This is a genomic window from Stenotrophomonas sp. SXG-1, assembly GCF_014083965.1.
In the GTDB taxonomy this organism is placed as follows: domain Bacteria; phylum Pseudomonadota; class Gammaproteobacteria; order Xanthomonadales; family Xanthomonadaceae; genus Stenotrophomonas; species Stenotrophomonas geniculata.
The window spans coordinates 1,267,910-1,283,080 of record NZ_CP046588.1 but is presented as its reverse complement, the minus strand read 5'-3'; the positions used below and the strand labels follow the sequence as shown (position 1 = coordinate 1,283,080).

Annotated in this window: 18 protein-coding genes; 3 read left to right on the top strand and 15 right to left on the bottom strand. The window is 67.4% G+C overall.

What is annotated here, in order from left to right; translation table 11 throughout:
* The first annotated feature begins 69 nt into the window (after nucleotides 1–69).
* On the top strand, nucleotides 70–672 hold the full coding sequence (locus GOC52_RS05890) for a DUF937 domain-containing protein (protein ID WP_010483234.1): 603 nt from the start codon (nucleotides 70–72) through the stop codon (nucleotides 670–672).
* A gap of 72 nt (nucleotides 673–744) precedes the next feature.
* On the opposite strand, the gene GOC52_RS05885 is transcribed toward GOC52_RS05890, so the two are convergent.
* The 3 genes from GOC52_RS05885 to GOC52_RS05875 form a co-directional block, all read right to left on the bottom strand.
* Entirely contained in the window at nucleotides 745–1,932 is a 1,188-nt protein-coding gene (locus tag GOC52_RS05885; protein ID WP_019337563.1) for a glycoside hydrolase family 5 protein, read from the bottom strand.
* A 113-nt stretch (nucleotides 1,933–2,045) separates the two neighbouring features.
* Complete coding sequence (locus GOC52_RS05880; RefSeq protein ID WP_010483238.1) at nucleotides 2,046–2,453, bottom strand: RNA-binding S4 domain-containing protein; 408 nt, start codon at nucleotides 2,451–2,453, stop codon at nucleotides 2,046–2,048.
* 9 nt (nucleotides 2,454–2,462) lie between these two features.
* Nucleotides 2,463–2,702, bottom strand: a complete 240-nt coding sequence (locus GOC52_RS05875; RefSeq protein WP_019337562.1) for a hypothetical protein — start codon at nucleotides 2,700–2,702, stop codon at nucleotides 2,463–2,465.
* A 62-nt stretch (nucleotides 2,703–2,764) separates the two neighbouring features.
* Between GOC52_RS05875 and GOC52_RS05870 the strand changes: the two genes are divergently transcribed.
* Nucleotides 2,765–4,225 carry an MATE family efflux transporter gene (locus tag GOC52_RS05870; RefSeq protein WP_191850898.1) on the top strand — a complete coding sequence of 487 codons (1,461 nt, stop codon included), beginning with the start codon at nucleotides 2,765–2,767 and terminating at the stop codon, nucleotides 4,223–4,225.
* A gap of 74 nt (nucleotides 4,226–4,299) precedes the next feature.
* Here the strand turns inward: GOC52_RS05870 and GOC52_RS05865 are convergent, their stop codons facing one another.
* From GOC52_RS05865 to ffh, 10 genes are all read right to left on the bottom strand, one after another.
* Nucleotides 4,300–4,707, bottom strand: a complete 408-nt coding sequence (locus GOC52_RS05865) for a DUF1801 domain-containing protein (protein ID WP_010483245.1) — start codon at nucleotides 4,705–4,707, stop codon at nucleotides 4,300–4,302.
* A gap of 38 nt (nucleotides 4,708–4,745) precedes the next feature.
* Nucleotides 4,746–5,180 (bottom strand): DUF1801 domain-containing protein, encoded by a 435-nt coding sequence (locus GOC52_RS05860; protein ID WP_043396661.1) that lies wholly within the window; start codon nucleotides 5,178–5,180, stop codon nucleotides 4,746–4,748.
* Between the two features lie 79 nt (nucleotides 5,181–5,259).
* Nucleotides 5,260–5,640, bottom strand: a complete 381-nt coding sequence (locus GOC52_RS05855; protein ID WP_099560464.1) for a DUF6404 family protein — start codon at nucleotides 5,638–5,640, stop codon at nucleotides 5,260–5,262.
* A gap of 82 nt (nucleotides 5,641–5,722) precedes the next feature.
* Nucleotides 5,723–6,124 (bottom strand): 50S ribosomal protein L19, encoded by a 402-nt coding sequence (rplS, locus tag GOC52_RS05850; RefSeq protein ID WP_005415736.1) that lies wholly within the window; start codon nucleotides 6,122–6,124, stop codon nucleotides 5,723–5,725.
* A 154-nt stretch (nucleotides 6,125–6,278) separates the two neighbouring features.
* Nucleotides 6,279–7,037 carry a tRNA (guanosine(37)-N1)-methyltransferase TrmD gene (trmD, locus tag GOC52_RS05845; RefSeq protein WP_043396666.1) on the bottom strand — a complete coding sequence of 253 codons (759 nt, stop codon included), beginning with the start codon at nucleotides 7,035–7,037 and terminating at the stop codon, nucleotides 6,279–6,281.
* 8 nt (nucleotides 7,038–7,045) lie between these two features.
* Nucleotides 7,046–7,558, bottom strand: coding sequence for a ribosome maturation factor RimM (rimM, locus tag GOC52_RS05840; protein WP_043396669.1), 513 nt, complete (start codon nucleotides 7,556–7,558; stop codon nucleotides 7,046–7,048).
* 44 nt (nucleotides 7,559–7,602) lie between these two features.
* Nucleotides 7,603–7,863: a 30S ribosomal protein S16 gene (gene rpsP, locus GOC52_RS05835; RefSeq protein ID WP_005415733.1), complete on the bottom strand. Its 261-nt coding sequence runs from the start codon at nucleotides 7,861–7,863 to the stop codon at nucleotides 7,603–7,605.
* A gap of 130 nt (nucleotides 7,864–7,993) precedes the next feature.
* Nucleotides 7,994–8,776 carry an aminotransferase class IV family protein gene (locus GOC52_RS05830; protein ID WP_191850896.1) on the bottom strand — a complete coding sequence of 261 codons (783 nt, stop codon included), beginning with the start codon at nucleotides 8,774–8,776 and terminating at the stop codon, nucleotides 7,994–7,996.
* Nucleotides 8,773–9,849: an NAD(P)H-dependent flavin oxidoreductase gene (locus GOC52_RS05825; protein WP_043396676.1), complete on the bottom strand. Its 1,077-nt coding sequence runs from the start codon at nucleotides 9,847–9,849 to the stop codon at nucleotides 8,773–8,775. Before GOC52_RS05825 ends, GOC52_RS05830 begins: the two co-directional genes overlap by 4 nt.
* 91 nt (nucleotides 9,850–9,940) lie before the next feature.
* Complete coding sequence (gene ffh / locus GOC52_RS05820; RefSeq protein WP_010483267.1) at nucleotides 9,941–11,317, bottom strand: signal recognition particle protein; 1,377 nt, start codon at nucleotides 11,315–11,317, stop codon at nucleotides 9,941–9,943.
* 122 nt (nucleotides 11,318–11,439) lie between these two features.
* On the opposite strand from ffh, the gene GOC52_RS05815 reads away from it, so the two are divergent.
* Nucleotides 11,440–12,234 (top strand): cytochrome C assembly family protein, encoded by a 795-nt coding sequence (locus GOC52_RS05815; protein WP_019336787.1) that lies wholly within the window; start codon nucleotides 11,440–11,442, stop codon nucleotides 12,232–12,234.
* 41 nt (nucleotides 12,235–12,275) lie between these two features.
* Here the strand turns inward: GOC52_RS05815 and GOC52_RS05810 are convergent, their stop codons facing one another.
* Together GOC52_RS05810 and GOC52_RS05805 are read right to left on the bottom strand one after the other, a co-directional pair.
* Nucleotides 12,276–12,734, bottom strand: coding sequence for a YqhG/Tai3 family protein (locus tag GOC52_RS05810; RefSeq protein ID WP_043396681.1), 459 nt, complete (start codon nucleotides 12,732–12,734; stop codon nucleotides 12,276–12,278).
* Nucleotides 12,735–12,828: 94 nt separating this feature from the next.
* On the bottom strand, nucleotides 12,829–15,135 hold the full coding sequence (locus GOC52_RS05805; RefSeq protein WP_043396683.1) for a tetratricopeptide repeat protein: 2,307 nt from the start codon (nucleotides 15,133–15,135) through the stop codon (nucleotides 12,829–12,831).
* Between the last annotated feature and the right edge of the window lie 36 nt (nucleotides 15,136–15,171).

Sequence of the window (15,171 nt, the reverse complement as noted above, 5' to 3'; positions counted from 1 at the left end):
GCGGCGTCGCCGTTTTAACGGTCCGCGTCGTACCTTCTGCACGCCCAACCCCAATCAAGGATCCCGCAGATGAGCCTGACCGATGAACTTCTCGCCAAGTTGCAGGGCGCCCCGCTGCAGCAGGTGTCGCAGCAGCTCGGCATCAGCGATACCCAGGCTTCCGGCGCGATCAGTGCCGCGCTGCCGGTGCTGATGGGCGCGCTGGGCAACAACGCCTCGCAGCCGCAGGGCGCGCAGGCACTGCTCGGCGCCTTGCAGAACAACCACAGTGGCCTGGACCTGGGCAGCGTGCTCGGCTCGGTGCTGGGTGGCGGCGGCGGCGGTGCCGCCAGCGATGGCGCCGGCATCCTCGGCCACATCTTCGGCGGCAGCCAGCAGAAGGTGGAAACCGGCCTGGCCCAGGCCACCCAGCTCGACAGCGGCCGCACCAGCCAGCTGCTGCAGATCCTCGCGCCGATCGTGATGGCCTTCCTTGCCCAGCGCCTCGGTGGCGGCCAGGCCGATGCCGGCTCGCTCAGCCAGGCCCTGGGCCAGGAAAAGCAGCAGGTGCAGCAACAGGGCGGTCTTGCCGGTGGCCTGCTCGGCAGCCTGCTGGACCAGGACGGTGACGGCCAGCTCGGCGTGGGCGATCTGCTCAAGATCGGCGGCAGCCTGCTGGGTGGCAAGCGCTGAACGATGCCGCCGCCGGGCGTGGCCCGGCGTGATCGGCATCTCCATGGGACGCGCCGGGCAATGCCCGGCGTCTTACCGGTTGCCCGCCTTCAACCGCTCCAGGATCGGCGCAAACACCGGTGCCTTCATCGAACGCGGCGGCGCCACGGTCTTCCCCTTCTCCTGCGCCTGCCAGTACGACCACGGCAGCGGACTGTCGCCCAGCTCGTAGTCCATGCCATCCCAGCCATCCTCGCGGAACGCGTAAAAGGCCCAGTGCACCTTGTCCTGCTCCAGCACCTGCAGCACGTCCTGCAGGTAGCGGCCGCAGTCGGGCCAGCGCCGCATGCAGCCGAATTCGCCGACCACCATGCGGTTGGCCCTCACGCCGTGCGTCTTCGCCCAGTCCATCGGCTGCTGCAGGTAACTGCGGACCCGCGCGGCATCCCAGCGTTCGCTGTGTTCGCCAAACGGCACCACGCCTGGGTAGCGATACGGCGTGGTGCGCCTCTGGTTAGGCGCGCTGGTTGCGGCATACGGCTCATACATGTGCACGCTGTACAGCAGTTTCGAATCTGCCAGCGGCGCCGGCCAGTAGTTGAAACCGTCGGCAGCGGCGTACCAGCCGGCATCCAGCATCAACGGCATGTCCGCATCGACCGCACGGATGCTGGCGATCAGTTCCGAATAGAAGCGGCGCAGATCGCGTGGACCGTCTTCCACACCGGCGTACCACTGCTGCATGGCCGCGGCCGAGGCATGCTCGGCCAGGCCAGCACCATACTCGGGAACCGGCTCGTTGATCAGGTTGTAGGCGGCCAGTGCGGGATGGCCCTTCAATGCCGTGGCGAGGTCGCTCCAGAAGCGCCGGGCCGGCGCGTGATTGTCGAAGGACTGCCACAGGCGCGGATCGACCTTGTCGCCGTTGTGCTGCTTCCAGCGCAGCAACGGCAACGACAAAGGAGTCAGCACCACTTTCAGCCCAGCCGCGTCGGCATCATCCAGCACCCGCCGCAGCGTGGCCAGGTCGGCCGGAACCAGGCTACGGTAGTCGTCGGCGTTGCCAATCAGGAAGTCACGCCCGCCCTGCCCCTTCCACTTGTCCGGTACCAGCCGTACCCAGGTCGCACCGGTCGCGCGCAGGGCCTCGAAGTAGCTCCGGTCCGGAGGCGACATGTTCATGCTGTTGCCCCCGCGCTGCGGAGTGTCCCAGAACGTGATGTCGGCCGCGTGCAATGGCGCGGCGGCAAGCAGGGACAGGCATAACAGCATGCGATGCATGGGCAGGCTTCCAGAAAGTGGACTTCCAGCCTGCCCCGCCCTTTCCGAATGCACCGTGACTCACGCCTGCTTTCGCGCCGCGATAGGAACCATGCACCGGAATCGCCGTTCGGTCAGAGCGCGTCGATATCGCCCAACGCGCGGATCAACCGCCGCGCGCGCTTGTCCGGTTTGTGCTCTGGCGGTTGGAACCCATCGCGTGCGGCGATGCGCAGCGCACGCTGTTCGGCACGACGGGCCTTGGAGGCCTCGCTCTCGGCATACAGCTGCTGCGCCGCCGGTGCGGGCCCGCGCTGGTCGCTCAGGCCGAGCACCCGGATCTCGAAATGCTCCTCGCCGCGATCCACCTGCAGCTGCTCACCCACACGCACCGCGCGCGAGGATTTCGGACGCTGGCCCGCGACGCTGACCTTGCCGGTTTCGATGGCCTGCTTGGCCAGGCTGCGGGTCTTGAAGAAGCGGGCCGCCCACAACCAGATGTCCAGGCGGACACTGGGCGACAGCGGGGAAAGCTCGGTCATCGGCAGGGACTACTCCGTTCGCTTGTTCAGGGGACGCGGGTTGTCGGGATCGGTGCGGCAGCCGCTGCCCCCGATCAGGGTGGGTACGCCGGCGGAAAGATCCTGGCGCTGGCTGCCGACCAGGCACTCGGGGCGGTCGGTTGGCCGCACCTGGGTATCGCCCAGCCGGTCACCTGTCGAACATGCGGCCAGTGCGGCGCCGATCAAGGCCAGCGCCGCGCTCCGCTTCATCTGCAGTCGTTGATGCATTGCCACATCCCGCAAACCGGCTTGGTGCTAGTGTGCGCCTCCCGGGATTCGATCACCACTCCATGGCCAAAGCGCCGATTGACCTGACCTCCGGCCCGATCGGCCGCAATCTCCTGCTGTTTTCCCTGCCGATCCTGGCAGGCAACATCGCGCAGTCGCTGAACGGTTCGGTGAATGCGGTCTGGGTCGGGCGCTTCCTCGGCGAGGCGGCACTGACCGCCACCGCGAACGCCAACAACATCATGTTCTTCCTCATCGGCTCGGTGTTCGGCTTCGGCATGGCCTCGACCATCCTGATCGGCCAGGCCATCGGCGCGCGCGACATCGCGCATGCGCGGCGCGTGGTCGGCACCAGCGCCACCTTCTTCATCGGCCTGTCGGTAATCATCGCCATCGCCGGCTGGTTCATGGCCCATCCGCTGCTGGCGGCGATGGGCACGCCGGCCGCCTCGCTGCCGCTGGCCGAGGCCTACCTGCAGATCATCTTCCTGGCGATGCCGACGCTGTATGCGTTCGCCTTCCTCACCGCCGCGCTGCGCGGTGCCGGTGACTCGCGCACGCCGTTCCGTTTCCTGATGGTCTCGGTGGCACTGGACATCGTGCTGAACCCGGTACTGATCTTCGGCATGGGCCCGTTCCCGGCGCTGGGCATTGCCGGCTCGGCCTGGGCCACGCTGGTCGCGCAGACGCTGTCGCTGACCGGCCTGCTGCTGTACATGCGGCACAAGCGCCACACGCTGTGGCTGGGCCGTGCCGACATGCGCCTGTTCAAGCTCGACCTGGCCATCCTCAAGGCGCTGGTGGTCAAGGGCGTACCGATGGGCCTGCAGATGGTGCTGATCTCGCTGTCGGTGATCCTGCTGATGACCATGGTCAACCAGTACGGCACCGACACCGGCGCGGGCTACGGCGCCGCGCTGCAGCTGTGGAACTACCTGCAGATGCCGGCGATGGCGATCGGCGCCGCGTGCTCGTCGATGGCCGCGCAGAACGTCGGTGCGCAGCGCTGGGACCGCGTGCGCGGCACCGCGCGCCAGGGCGTGCTGTTCAATTTCCTGCTGACCGGCGCGCTGATCCTGCCGCTGGTGGTGTTCGATCGCCAGCTGCTGGCCCTGTTCCTGCCGCCGGCCAGCCAGGCGCTGGACATCGCCCGCCACCTCAACCACGTGGTGATCGGCTCGTTCCTGTTCTTCGGCGTCAGCTTCGTGATCTCCGGCGTGGTGCGCTCCACCGGCGCGGTGATTCCGCCGCTGCTGATCCTGGCCGGTTCGCTGTGGGGCGTGCGCGTGCCGTTCGCCGAGCTGCTGCAGCCGTACTGGGGCGCCGATGCGATCTGGTGGAGCTTCCCGGTCAGTTCGCTGGTGTCGATGCTGCTGTCGCTGGCGTATTACCGCTGGGGTGGCTGGCGCAAGGCGAAGATGATGGGCAAGCCTTCGCACGCCGAAGAACTGGCCACGCCGTCGGAAATTCCGGCCTGCCCACCGTCACCGGTGGCCGACCCGGATGCCACTCCGCCGCGCTGAGGTGGGTGCGGACCGTTGGTCCGCACAGGCGCGGCCCTCCAAGCCGGGCATGGGCTCGGCGCTACAGGAGGCGGTCAGCGTTTCTTCTTCGCCGCGTTGAACGCCGCCGCCGCGCGCAGCAACGCCTTCAACGCAGCGGCATTCGGCATCGCACCTTCATGGATGTCGATCGCGCGCCGCGTGTTGCCCTCCAGGCTGGCGTTGAACAGGCCTTTCGGATCGGCCAGCGCCGCCCCGTTGGCGAAGGTCAGCTTCACCGCCTGCTTGTAGGTCTCGCCGGTGCACAGGATGCCGTTGTGCTCCCACACCGGTGTACCGCGCCACTTCCAGGTTTCCTGCACGTCCGGCAGCGCTTCATGGATCAACGCACGCACGCGTGCCAGCACTTCGCCACGCCAGTCGCCCAGCTCGGCGATGCGCGCATCGATCAGTTCAGTTGCCGGGGTTCCGGCATCGGCAGGGTTCGGTGCATGCGTGGCCATCAGCAGCTCTCGTCGGAAAGGAAACCAGAACGTCGGGGTTACATGCGCTCACCGGGCAGCGCGGCGGCCTGGCGCACCCAGTCGAGGAACTGCGCTTCATCCAGCGCGCCATCCTGCGGGATGTGCAGGTACCGCGTATCGGCACTCTTGGACGGCTCCGGCGGCACGGGCGTCAGTGCAGCGCCGCGGAAGAACGCCACCTTGATGTAGCGGGTGAAGCAATGGAAGCTGAGAAACCAGCCTTCGCCCGCGGCCACCGCATACATCGGCGAGTTCCACTTCACCGCCTTGTGCACCCCGGGTACGGCTTGTTCAATCAGCGCATCCAGCTGTTCGCCGATCAGACGTTTCCAGTCCGGCATCGCCGCGATATACGCCTGCACCGGGGCATTGCCCTCGCCCTTGGCGATCTGCGGATTGCCGCCGGACAACAGCGTGGGCGCGGCGGAAGGTGCGGTTCGCTTGGCAGGCATCGCACGGCACGTCCATCGGGATGGAACCGCAGCCTAGCGCGACCCTTACCTGGCGGTCACGGCGCAGTGCGCCATCGGCTCAGTCCGCCTGCCGCGCGCGGAACTGCCGCCAGTCCGGCAGCTTGCGGTGGCGGCGCAGCGAGCGCATCAGGGCCGCCATCACCACGCCGAACAGCGCACCGGCCAACAGCCCGGCCACCAGCAACAGCGCCAGCGGGCGCTCGCTGCCCTGCCACAGCATCAGCCACATCAGCGCGGTCCAGAACAGCCCGAACAGCAGGCCCTGCACCAGCGCGTTCGTGCCGAAGCCCGCCAGGATCGGCGGCGGCAGTGCGATGCCCATGCGCCACAGCAGACGATGCAGCAGCGGTGCCGACTGCACGCGCGCCATCCCCTTGCCGTCGAGGAAGCGCAACGCCGACTGGATCACGGCGGGATAGCGCGGATTGATGTCGTTCATCAGCTGATCGTGGCCGATGCGATGCCGGAAACGCAAACGGCCACCCGAAGGTGGCCGTTGCGGCAACAACCGAAGTTGTTTATCAGGCCTTGTCGGCCAGACGGGCAGCCTTGGCGGCAGCAGCGGCAGCCAGGTCTTCCTTGATGCGGGCAGCCTTGCCTTCCAGGCCACGCAGGTAGTACAGCTTGCCGGCGCGGACCTTACCACGACGCTTCACTTCGACCGAGTCGATGATGGCGCTGTGGGTCTGGAACACGCGCTCGACGCCGTAGCCGTGCGAGATCTTGCGGACGGTGAACGAGGAGTTCAGGCCGGCGTTCTTGGTGGCGATGACGACGCCTTCGTAGGCCTGCACGCGCTCGCGGCTGCCTTCCTTCACCTTCACGTTGACGACAACGGTGTCGCCCTGGCTGAACTTCGGCAGTTCACGGGTGATCTGGGCGGATTCGAATTCCGCGACGATGGACTTGTTCAGCTTGCTCATGGGTTACACCGATTCTTGTTCGGGTGGGCGTGTCGTATCGACAACGTAGGCTCATGCAGTCACCGGACTGTGCTGCACGTTTGTTTTGGGTACTGCGCGCGCCGACCGGGGCCGGCGGGAATTGGCCATGATAGCCGATAAAGCCAGCCCTGCGCTAGGGGCTGGCCTTGTGTTTCTGGGCCTGACGGCCCTGCTCCAGCAGCTTGCGGTCGGCCTTGCCCAACGCCTGTTCATCCAGCAGGTCCGGGCGCCGCTGCGCGGTACGGACCAGCGACTGCTGGCGGCGCCAGGCCGCGATGGCCGCGTGGTTGCCCGAGCGCAGCACATCCGGCACGTCACCCAGCGGATGCTGGGCCGGCTGGCTGTAATGCGGGCAGTCGAGCAGGCCGAGGTCACCCTCGAAGCTGTCCTGCGCCGCCGATTCAGCGTCATTCAGGGCGCCGTCCTGCAGGCGGGCCACGGCGTCGATGATCACCGCCGCACCCAGTTCGCCGCCGGACAGCACGTAGTCGCCGAGGGAAATCTCCTCGTCGACATTGGCCTCCAGGAAACGCTCGTCGATGCCTTCATAGCGGCCGCAGAGCAGGACCATGCGCGGCAGCGCCGCCAGTTCCCGCACCTTGGCCTGGGTCAACGGAGCACCCTGCGGGCTGAGGTAGATCACCCGCGCTGGGGTCGGATCAGCATCGCGGATTGCCTGCAGGCAGGCCTGCAACGGCTCGATCAGCATCACCATGCCCGGGCCACCACCGAACGGACGGTCGTCCACCCGGCGGTAGTTGCCTTCAGCGTAATCACGGGGATTCCAGCCATGCAGGCTGAACAACCCCTTCTCCAGCGCGCGCCCGACCACGCCCAATCCAGCGGACTGGGCGAGGAACTCGGGGAACAGGGTGATGACGTCGAAACGCATGCTCACACTCAGAACTCGGGATCCCAGTCGACCACGACCAGGTTGGCCTCGAAGTCGACCGATTTGACGAAGTCCGGCTGCACGAACGGAATCATCCGCTCGCGGTCACCCCGGACCACCACCACGTCGTTTGCGCCGGTGCTGAACAGATGCGAGACCTGGCCCAGGGCAACACCCTCGGTGGTCTTCACATCCAGGCCTTCCAGGTCCACCCAGTAATACTCATCGGGCTTCGGCGGCGGCAATGCACTGCGGGCCACGTAGATCTCGGTGCCGTGCATCGCTTCGACGGTATCGCGGTCCTCGACGCCGGGGAAACGGGCGACCAGGTGCTTGCCGCTGTCGCGGCCGCGTACACCTTGAATCGTGGTTTCCACGCCGGACGGGCTGCGCACGATCCACGGCTGGTAACGGAAAATGGCGGAACGTGGCTCGGTCCAGGACTCGAGCTTGATCTCGCCGCGCACACCAAAAGCGCCGACAACCCTGCCCAGCAGGATGCGGCGCTCGATATCTTTCATCTGCTTCAACCAAGAGGGCCACGCCGAAGCGTGGCCCGTCAGGATCAGGCCGCAGCGGCCTGGGACTTGGTCGCTTCCTTGATCAGGTTGCGGACCTTGTCGGTCGGCTGGGCGCCGTTCTTGACCCAATGGTCAACGCGGGCCAGGTCCAGCTCGATGCGCTTCTCGGCGCCCTGGGCGACCGGGTTGTAGAAGCCAACGCGCTCGATGTTGCGGCCGTCGCGCGCGCTGCGCACGTCGGTGACGATGATGTGGTAGAACGGACGCTTCTTGGCGCCGCCGCGGGTCAGTCGAATCTTGACCATGGTGTTTTTCCTATTGCCCAGTCGCCAGGATGGCGAGGTAAGCGGGCGATTATAGCGGCAGAGCCCGGCCGAGCCAACCCCATGGGTGACCAGCCTTCACGGTAGTGCTGGGCCATGCCCGGCGGGCTTTTCACCCCAAACCGTCCCAAGCCACCGCCGCAAGCACCGCTCTGCCCTGTTCAGCCAGTGCCTGCGAGCCGGGCAGGACATGCCCGTCGACGGCATCCAGCGCCCACAGACCGCTGGCGTTGCAGGCAAAAGCGGCTTTCACGCCGGCCATATCCGCCAGCCGCAATGGCTGCGTGGCCTGCGCCCCCGGCCAATGCTGCTTCAGCAGCGCCTCGGCGGTCCCGCGCAGGGCCGGCGCCTGCGGCCAGAGCAGCCGTTCACCATCGTGCACGGCCAGGTTCCAGGTGCTGCCTTCACTCACGTGGCCATCGACGGTCACGAACAGCACATCGTCGAATCCTTCCGCCATCGCCGCACGGCGCTCGGCGAACAGGCCAAACGTGCCGACGTGCTTGATCTGCGGCAGTTCACGCTGCCAGGCCACGCTGCGCACACGCTTGGAGGCGGTCAGCGTCACCGGCGCGGACGCCGCCACCAGCACGTCCACGGGCACCGCCGCCAGCGGATTGCGGAAATCGAAGTGGCGCGAATACACCGTCACCCGCAACGAGGCATCGCCCTGCCCCGCTTGCCGCAGCGCCTGCACCATCCAAGCCCGCACCTGCGCCATATCCAGCTCGCTACCGAACAGCTCGCGCGTGGCATGCGACAGCCGCGCCAGATGCAGGTCCAGTCCCTGCACCGCGTGGTCGCGCACCTGCAGCGAGGTGAAGTGGCCGTAGTTGACGAGCGCCGGCAGCAGATCCTCCACCTGCGCCGGCTGGCCGTTGCAGGTCAGCGTCATCGCAGCAGTGCCTGCGCCTGGCTCCACATGCCGCGCAGCACGTCTGCGGCCGGCTGTGCCGGCGCCATCCACGCGGACTGCCCGGCCCAGGCCTGCATCGCGGCCAGGCGGTTTTCCTGCACGGCCTGCTTGCGCATCGGCGCGGTCAGGCCGCGCTGCACCGGGTACGGACGCGGCGCCGGGGCGCCTTCTGCGGCGGCGGCGCGCACGTAGGGTGTCGCCAGACCACGGCCCAGACGACCGCTGAAGGCACGGGTCGGCCAGGTGTCTTCCGGTTCGCTGGCAGCCAGCCCATCGGCCCACGCCGAGGCGATCGCCGCTTCCGGCGTGCGCAGGAACGCGGTGCCGATCTGCACCGCGCTGGCCCCCAGCGTGAGCGCGGCCGCGATACCGCGGCCATCGGCGATACCGCCGGCGGCAATCACCGGAATCTGCAGGTGATCGGCCAGGCGCGGCAGCAGCGCGAACAGGCCGACCAGCTGGCGCTCGGCCATCGCCGGATCGAACGCACCGCGATGGCCACCCGCTTCCATGCCCTGCGCCACCACCGCATCGGCACCGGCGTCCTGTGCTGCACGCGCTTCGGACAAGGTGGTCGCGCAGGCGATCCAGGCAATGCCGGCATCCTTCAACTGCTGCACGTGGCGCGGCAGCAACACACCCATGATGGTCGAGGCCACCGCCGGGCGTGCGGCCAGCAGTGCGGCGAACTGTTCTTCGAAGTCGGCGGGCGTGGCATCGGCGGCGCTGGCCGGCACGTCCGGGCCCCACTGCGCGAGGAAGGCGCGGCTGGCGGCCTCGGCGGCAACGTCACGGGTCGGCACCGGATCCGGCACCCACAGGTTCACCTGTGCCGGGCCGGTGGAGGTCGCGCGGAAGTCCTCCATCCAGCGACCGATATCGGCAGATGACGACAGCACCGCGCCCATCGCACCCATGCTGCCGGCATTGGCCAGCGCAGCCGACAGCGGCACCGGGCAGGCACCGGCCATCGGTGCCAGCAGGATCGGAAGCTGCAATGAAAAACGCCGACAGAAGGTGTCGGCGCGTTCAAGAATCGGCGATGCATTCACGCGACATACCTGTTGGAGAAGTCGCCATCCAGCATACGCCAGTCATTGTGACCGGGGCCGCGTCGCAATGCGCGCCGGCCCCGTCGCTGCATCAACGGAACGGCATGCCGCGGCCGCCCATGGCGCCCATCATGCCCTTCATGCTGCGCAGCATGCCTTTCATGCCGCCGCCAGCCATCTTGCTCATCATCTTTTCCATCTGCATGTACTGCTTCATCAGCTTGTTGACGTCGGCCGGAGTCACGCCCGAGCCCTTGGCGATGCGCGCGCGGCGCGAGCCGTTCAGCAGGTTCGGATTGCGCCGTTCCTTCTTCGTCATCGAGTTGATGATGGCGATCATGCGCGGCACTTCCTTGCCCTGGCTGACCTGCTGCTTCAGATGGTCGGGGATGTTGCCCAGGCCCGGCAGCTTGTCCATCAGGCCGCCGATGCCGCCCATGTTCTGCATCTGCTCGAGCTGGTCACGCATGTCGTTCAGGTCGAACTTCTTGCCCTTGGCGACCTTCTCGGCCAGCTTGGCGGCCTTGTCCTTGTCGACCTGCTGTTCGACCTGCTCGACCAGCGACAGCACATCGCCCATGTCGAGGATGCGGCTGGCGATACGGTCCGGGTGGAACACGTCCAGGCCTTCCGGCTTTTCGCTGACACCGACGAACTTGATCGGCTTGCCGGTGATGTAGCGCACGCTCAGTGCGGCACCGCCACGGGCGTCACCGTCGGTCTTGGTCAGCACCACGCCGGTCAGCGGCAGGGCGTCGCCGAAGGCCTTGGCGGTGTTGGCCGCGTCCTGGCCGGTCATAGCGTCGACCACGAACAGGGTTTCGGCCGGGTTCACCGCAGCGTGCAGGGCCTTGATCTCGGCCATCATCGCTTCGTCGATGGCCAGGCGGCCGGCGGTATCGACCAGCAGCACGTCGACGAACGACTTGCGCGCGTCGTCGATGGCGGCACGGACGATGGCTTCCGGCTTCTGGTCGGCACTGGACGGGAAGAACAGCACGCCGACCTGCTCGGCCAGGGTCTTCAGCTGTTCGATCGCGGCCGGACGGTAGACGTCGGCCGAGACCACCATCACCTTCTTCTTGCGCTTTTCCTTCAGGTGCTTGGCCAGCTTGCCCACCGTGGTGGTCTTGCCGGCGCCCTGCAGGCCCGCCATCAGGATGATGGCCGGCGCGGGCACATTGAGGTTCAGGTCGCTGGCTTCGGCGCCCATCACCGCGGTCAGCTCGTCGCGCACGACCTTGATCAGCGCCTGGCCCGGGGTCAGCGACTTCAGCACTTCCTGACCGACCGCACGCACCTTGATGCGCTCGATCAGGGCCTGCACCACCGGCAACGCAACGTCGGCCTCGAGCAGCGCGATGCGGACCTCGCGGGTCGCCTCGCGGATGTTCTCCTCGGTCAGGCGGCCACGGCCACGCAGGCGCTCGATGGTGCCGGAAAGGCGCTGGGTCAGGGACTCGAACATGCGACGCAACCTGTCTGAAAGCGGGGGACAATAAGGCAGACAGTATAACGGGTCCGACTGTCTCCCCGGACTGCGGCCACGGGGCCGTCGCCACCACCGCAGGGGTATGCGAAACTGCAACGATGACAATCGTTCTCATCGCCGTCCTGCTCTACCTGGCTGCCAGTGCCCTGCTGGTGCGCGCGCTCGGCCGCGATGAAACCTCCGGCTCGCCCATCTGGCTGTGGCCGGCCCTGCCGGCGATGCTGCTGCATGGCGGTTACCACGTGATGGTGGCGATGCGTACCACGGGCGGGCCGGACATGCACTTCTTCGCCGCGCTGTCGCTGGTCGGCCTGGGCATGGCTTGGCTGACCTCGCTGGTGGGCGCGCGCGGCCGCATGTCGGCGCTGGGCGTGGTGGTGTTCCCACTGGCCGCGGTACTGCTGCTGGCCTACCACGGCTACGGCCACGAACCGAGCAAAGTGCTGGGCTGGCGCCTGGCCAGCCACGCCTGGCTGGCGCTGCTGGCCTACGCCACGCTGAGCATCGCCGCGCTGCTGGCGATCATGCTGTGGCTGCAGGAGCGCGCACTGCGTCGCCGCGAGTTCCGCCCGTGGCTGCGGGCGCTGCCGCCGCTGGCCGACCTGGAATCACTGCTGTTCCGGGTGATCACCGTCGGCTTCGCGCTGCTGACCCTGACCCTGGTCACCGGCGTGCTGTTCGTCGACGACCTGCTGGCACAGAAGCTGGTACACAAGACCGTGCTGAGCGTGCTGTCGTGGATCGTGTTCGGCGTGCTGCTGATCGGCCGCCGCCGCTACGGCTGGCGCGGCATGAAGGCGGTGCACTGGACGCTGGCGGCGATGCTGTTGCTGCTGCTGGCGTTCTTCGGCAGCCAGTTCGTGATCGAGCTGGTGTTCGGGCATTCGCGATAGGCGGTGTGCCGACCAACGGTCGGCACCCACCGGCGCTAACGTCAAGGCTGGGCCAGGATCTTCCGCACCGAACGGCCGCTGTTGGTGAGGATGTCATCGACCTGCCAGCAGCCCTGCCCCTGACGCACCATCGATAGACGGGTCACGTAGGCCTTCTTCCAAACCGAATAGCGCATCTCGACCTCGCCGGCGGTGGCCGACGCCTCTTTCCAGCTGTAACGCACCGGGGTTTCGATGTCGCCGTCCTGCGCATCCAGCCACGGATCGGAATCGATCGTGCAGATGCCCTCTTCGCGCTGCTGGCAGGCGCGCTCGCCGCGCAGGGCCTTGCCGAAGCCGGGGCTGACCAGCGCGGGCGGCGGTTCCAGCAGGTCGCCATCGCCCGTCGTCGCTTCGTAGAACGCGCGGGCCACAACCACTGGTTCCTGGCAGGCGGGCGCGGCCTGTGCGGCTGGCGCCAGCAGCAGGCCGGCAATCATCAACATCCCTGTCTTTCGCATGTCCAATCCCTTTGGTCGTGATGGCGATCTGTTGTAGAGCCGAGCCCATGCTCGGCTGCGTTCCAGCATAAGCCGAGCGCAGGCTCGGCTCTACTTACAACCCGTAACGCTCGATCACATCCAGATGCGGCTGGCGGTCCTGGTCGCAGGCTTCGGCCAGCCGCAGCCAGCAGTGTGGGTGCGGCCACTTCGCGGTCTCCTGCTGCAGGAAGCGGTGCAGCGCCAGCGGTGCGTGGTCCTGCGGCTGCGCAACGGTGAACAGCACGCCCGGCAGGGTGCCTCCCTCCATGTCGGGGTCGGTGACGGTGTAGTCCGCGCGGCTGTGCGACCACACCTTCCAACCCTGTGCTTCGGCAGCTTCGACAAGGGCATTCCAGGCTTCTTCGCCCGGGTGCGCGCCATCGACCAGCCAGCTGCGGGCAAAACCACCGCGTTCCAGCACATGGACCTGCGCATAGGTCGGAATGAAGTGCTCGCGGGCCTCTTCTTCCTCCGGCGCCGGGTGCACCAGCGCGGCATCAAACACCACCCAGTCGCCGACCTGCTGGGCACGGTTGGCCGGTGCGTTCTCGACGATGCGTGCGGTCACCGGGCCACTGCGACGGGCGTAGTACTCCATCGGCTCGCCATTCTCTTCACTGCGGATGATCACCCAGCCCCACGGCTCCTCGACCACGCCATCCTGGCTGGACAACTCCATGCCGATCGCCGCCGCCGAGCGGCGCACCGCATCCCAGTCGCGTGCCGCGCTGGCCGCACTCATGTGGTCCCAGTGCGCGGCGTTGGGTTCCTCCAGCAGCTCCACCAGCTGCGCATAGCAGGCCTGTGCTTCGCTGAAACGGCCGGTTTCCATGTACATGCGCGCCAGCGTGCCCCGCGCGCCGTGCGAACCCGGCGAGGCGGCCAGCAGCGCCTGCGCGGCCTGCTCCAGCGCCGGCCAATCGGACACGCGACGTGCACGCTGCACCTCGCACCAGTGCGCGAACACCGGCACGCTGCCACAGTAGATCCGGGCCAGCTGACGCAGGCCCTCGTCGTCGCCCTGCTCGGTCAGCCAGCGCATCAGCGTGTAGGCGGCCGGGCCATCATCCTGATCGTGTGCGCGCACGAATCGCCACAGCAATGCGCGCGCTTCCGCCTGCGCACCACAGGCGCTCAATGCCGAGGCAGCCATCTCAGCCAGCGCCTCGTCATCGGGCAGCTGCGCCTGTGCCTGCAGCAGCCACTGGGCCTCGCGCTCCGGATCGCGCGACTGGTTCTGCTCCCCCTGCTCGCTCAGCCAGGCCAGCAGTTCGCTGGCCGGCACCGGCAGCGGCGCAACGTCAGGCAATGCATCGATACGCGCGGCCAGGTCGGCCACCAATGCTGCCGCACCACGGTCCTGGCGCAGCTGCGCCAGATGGGTACGCGCCAGTTCCAGCTGGCGCAGCGCCACCCAGCGTGCACCTCGCTGCAGCGCCAGTTCAAGGCTCAGCGCAGCGACTTCGATCAGCAGGCGGTGCGAGCCAACCTCGGCAAAGTGTTCGATGATGGTGTTGAAGCGCGTGCCCAGATCCCAGGTATTGCGTGCAGGATCGCGCCGGCACAGCGCTGCGGCCGTGTTCGCCCACAGTCGCCAGTAGGTAGGCGTCAGTTCGCTCCACGGCACCAGCTGCTGCACGGCCTCTTCGTCGCGGCCCAGCTGGGCCAGCGCCCATGCCTTGGACAGGCGGCGCGGCACCGTGCAGTTGGCCGGCTCGTACTCGCCGGACGCGGCCACTTCGGCCTCTCGCTTCTCGATCAGCAACAGCGCTTCTTCGGCGCGGCCCATGCCCAGCAGGATCTTGATCTGCATTTCCGGGAAGCTGTCGAACACTTCCTTGCCGCAGGCCTCGATCGCATCCGACTGCACCTTCAGGTAATCCAGCGCATCCTGGCCGCGGCCATCATCCAGCAGCGCATCGGCCTTTTCGCAGCTCAGGCACTGGAAGCAGGCCCAGCTTGGATCGATGCGTGCAAGCGTTTCATCGCACACCTCGACACGTTCGGGAACCCAGCCCGGGCCATCGATGTTGCCGTAGCAGGCAGCCAGATCCTGGGTCACGCAGATCGACTGCGGGCACTCCATCGTGTCCTCACGATGCGCACGCTCGAACAGCGCCACGGCTTCGCCCAGCGCGCTTTCGCCTTCGACGCGGTTGCCGACGCGATTGCGCAGCGCCCAGTGGCCGACGTAGACGTCGACCCACGGGTTGTCCAGCGCCTTGCCCAGCGCACGCGCTTCAGGCAGCAGCGCGTCGACGCGGTCGACACGCAGTTCGCTCACCTCGTCGGCGAGACGGTTCAGCAGGTGCGCGTTCTGCGCCTGGCCCGCCTGGCGCAGGTCACCCTGCAGTTTTTCGACCCAGTTCCAGATGTCCATGGGGTAAGTGCTCCTGTCTAGCGAAGGCTGGATGAG

Bases quoted from the DNA above. Each gene is read 5' to 3' on its own strand.
- GOC52_RS05870 (WP_191850898.1), top strand. From the start codon at position 2,765: ATGGCCAAAGCGCCGATTGACCTGACCTCCGGCCCGATCGGCCGCAAT.
- ffh (WP_010483267.1), bottom strand. From the start codon at position 11,317: ATGTTCGAGTCCCTGACCCAGCGCCTTTCCGGCACCATCGAGCGCCTG.
- rimM (WP_043396669.1), bottom strand. From the start codon at position 7,558: ATGAAAGATATCGAGCGCCGCATCCTGCTGGGCAGGGTTGTCGGCGCT.
- GOC52_RS05815 (WP_019336787.1), top strand. From the start codon at position 11,440: ATGACAATCGTTCTCATCGCCGTCCTGCTCTACCTGGCTGCCAGTGCC.
- GOC52_RS05855 (WP_099560464.1), bottom strand. From the start codon at position 5,640: ATGAACGACATCAATCCGCGCTATCCCGCCGTGATCCAGTCGGCGTTG.
- rpsP (WP_005415733.1), bottom strand. From the start codon at position 7,863: ATGGTCAAGATTCGACTGACCCGCGGCGGCGCCAAGAAGCGTCCGTTC.
- GOC52_RS05830 (WP_191850896.1), bottom strand. From the start codon at position 8,776: ATGACGCTGACCTGCAACGGCCAGCCGGCGCAGGTGGAGGATCTGCTG.
- GOC52_RS05805 (WP_043396683.1), bottom strand. From the start codon at position 15,135: ATGGACATCTGGAACTGGGTCGAAAAACTGCAGGGTGACCTGCGCCAG.
- rplS (WP_005415736.1), bottom strand. From the start codon at position 6,124: ATGAGCAAGCTGAACAAGTCCATCGTCGCGGAATTCGAATCCGCCCAG.
- GOC52_RS05860 (WP_043396661.1), bottom strand. From the start codon at position 5,180: ATGCCTGCCAAGCGAACCGCACCTTCCGCCGCGCCCACGCTGTTGTCC.
- GOC52_RS05865 (WP_010483245.1), bottom strand. From the start codon at position 4,707: ATGGCCACGCATGCACCGAACCCTGCCGATGCCGGAACCCCGGCAACT.
- GOC52_RS05810 (WP_043396681.1), bottom strand. From the start codon at position 12,734: ATGCGAAAGACAGGGATGTTGATGATTGCCGGCCTGCTGCTGGCGCCA.
- GOC52_RS05880 (WP_010483238.1), bottom strand. From the start codon at position 2,453: ATGACCGAGCTTTCCCCGCTGTCGCCCAGTGTCCGCCTGGACATCTGG.
- GOC52_RS05890 (WP_010483234.1), top strand. From the start codon at position 70: ATGAGCCTGACCGATGAACTTCTCGCCAAGTTGCAGGGCGCCCCGCTG.
- trmD (WP_043396666.1), bottom strand. From the start codon at position 7,037: ATGCGTTTCGACGTCATCACCCTGTTCCCCGAGTTCCTCGCCCAGTCC.
- GOC52_RS05875 (WP_019337562.1), bottom strand. From the start codon at position 2,702: ATGCATCAACGACTGCAGATGAAGCGGAGCGCGGCGCTGGCCTTGATC.
- GOC52_RS05885 (WP_019337563.1), bottom strand. From the start codon at position 1,932: ATGCATCGCATGCTGTTATGCCTGTCCCTGCTTGCCGCCGCGCCATTG.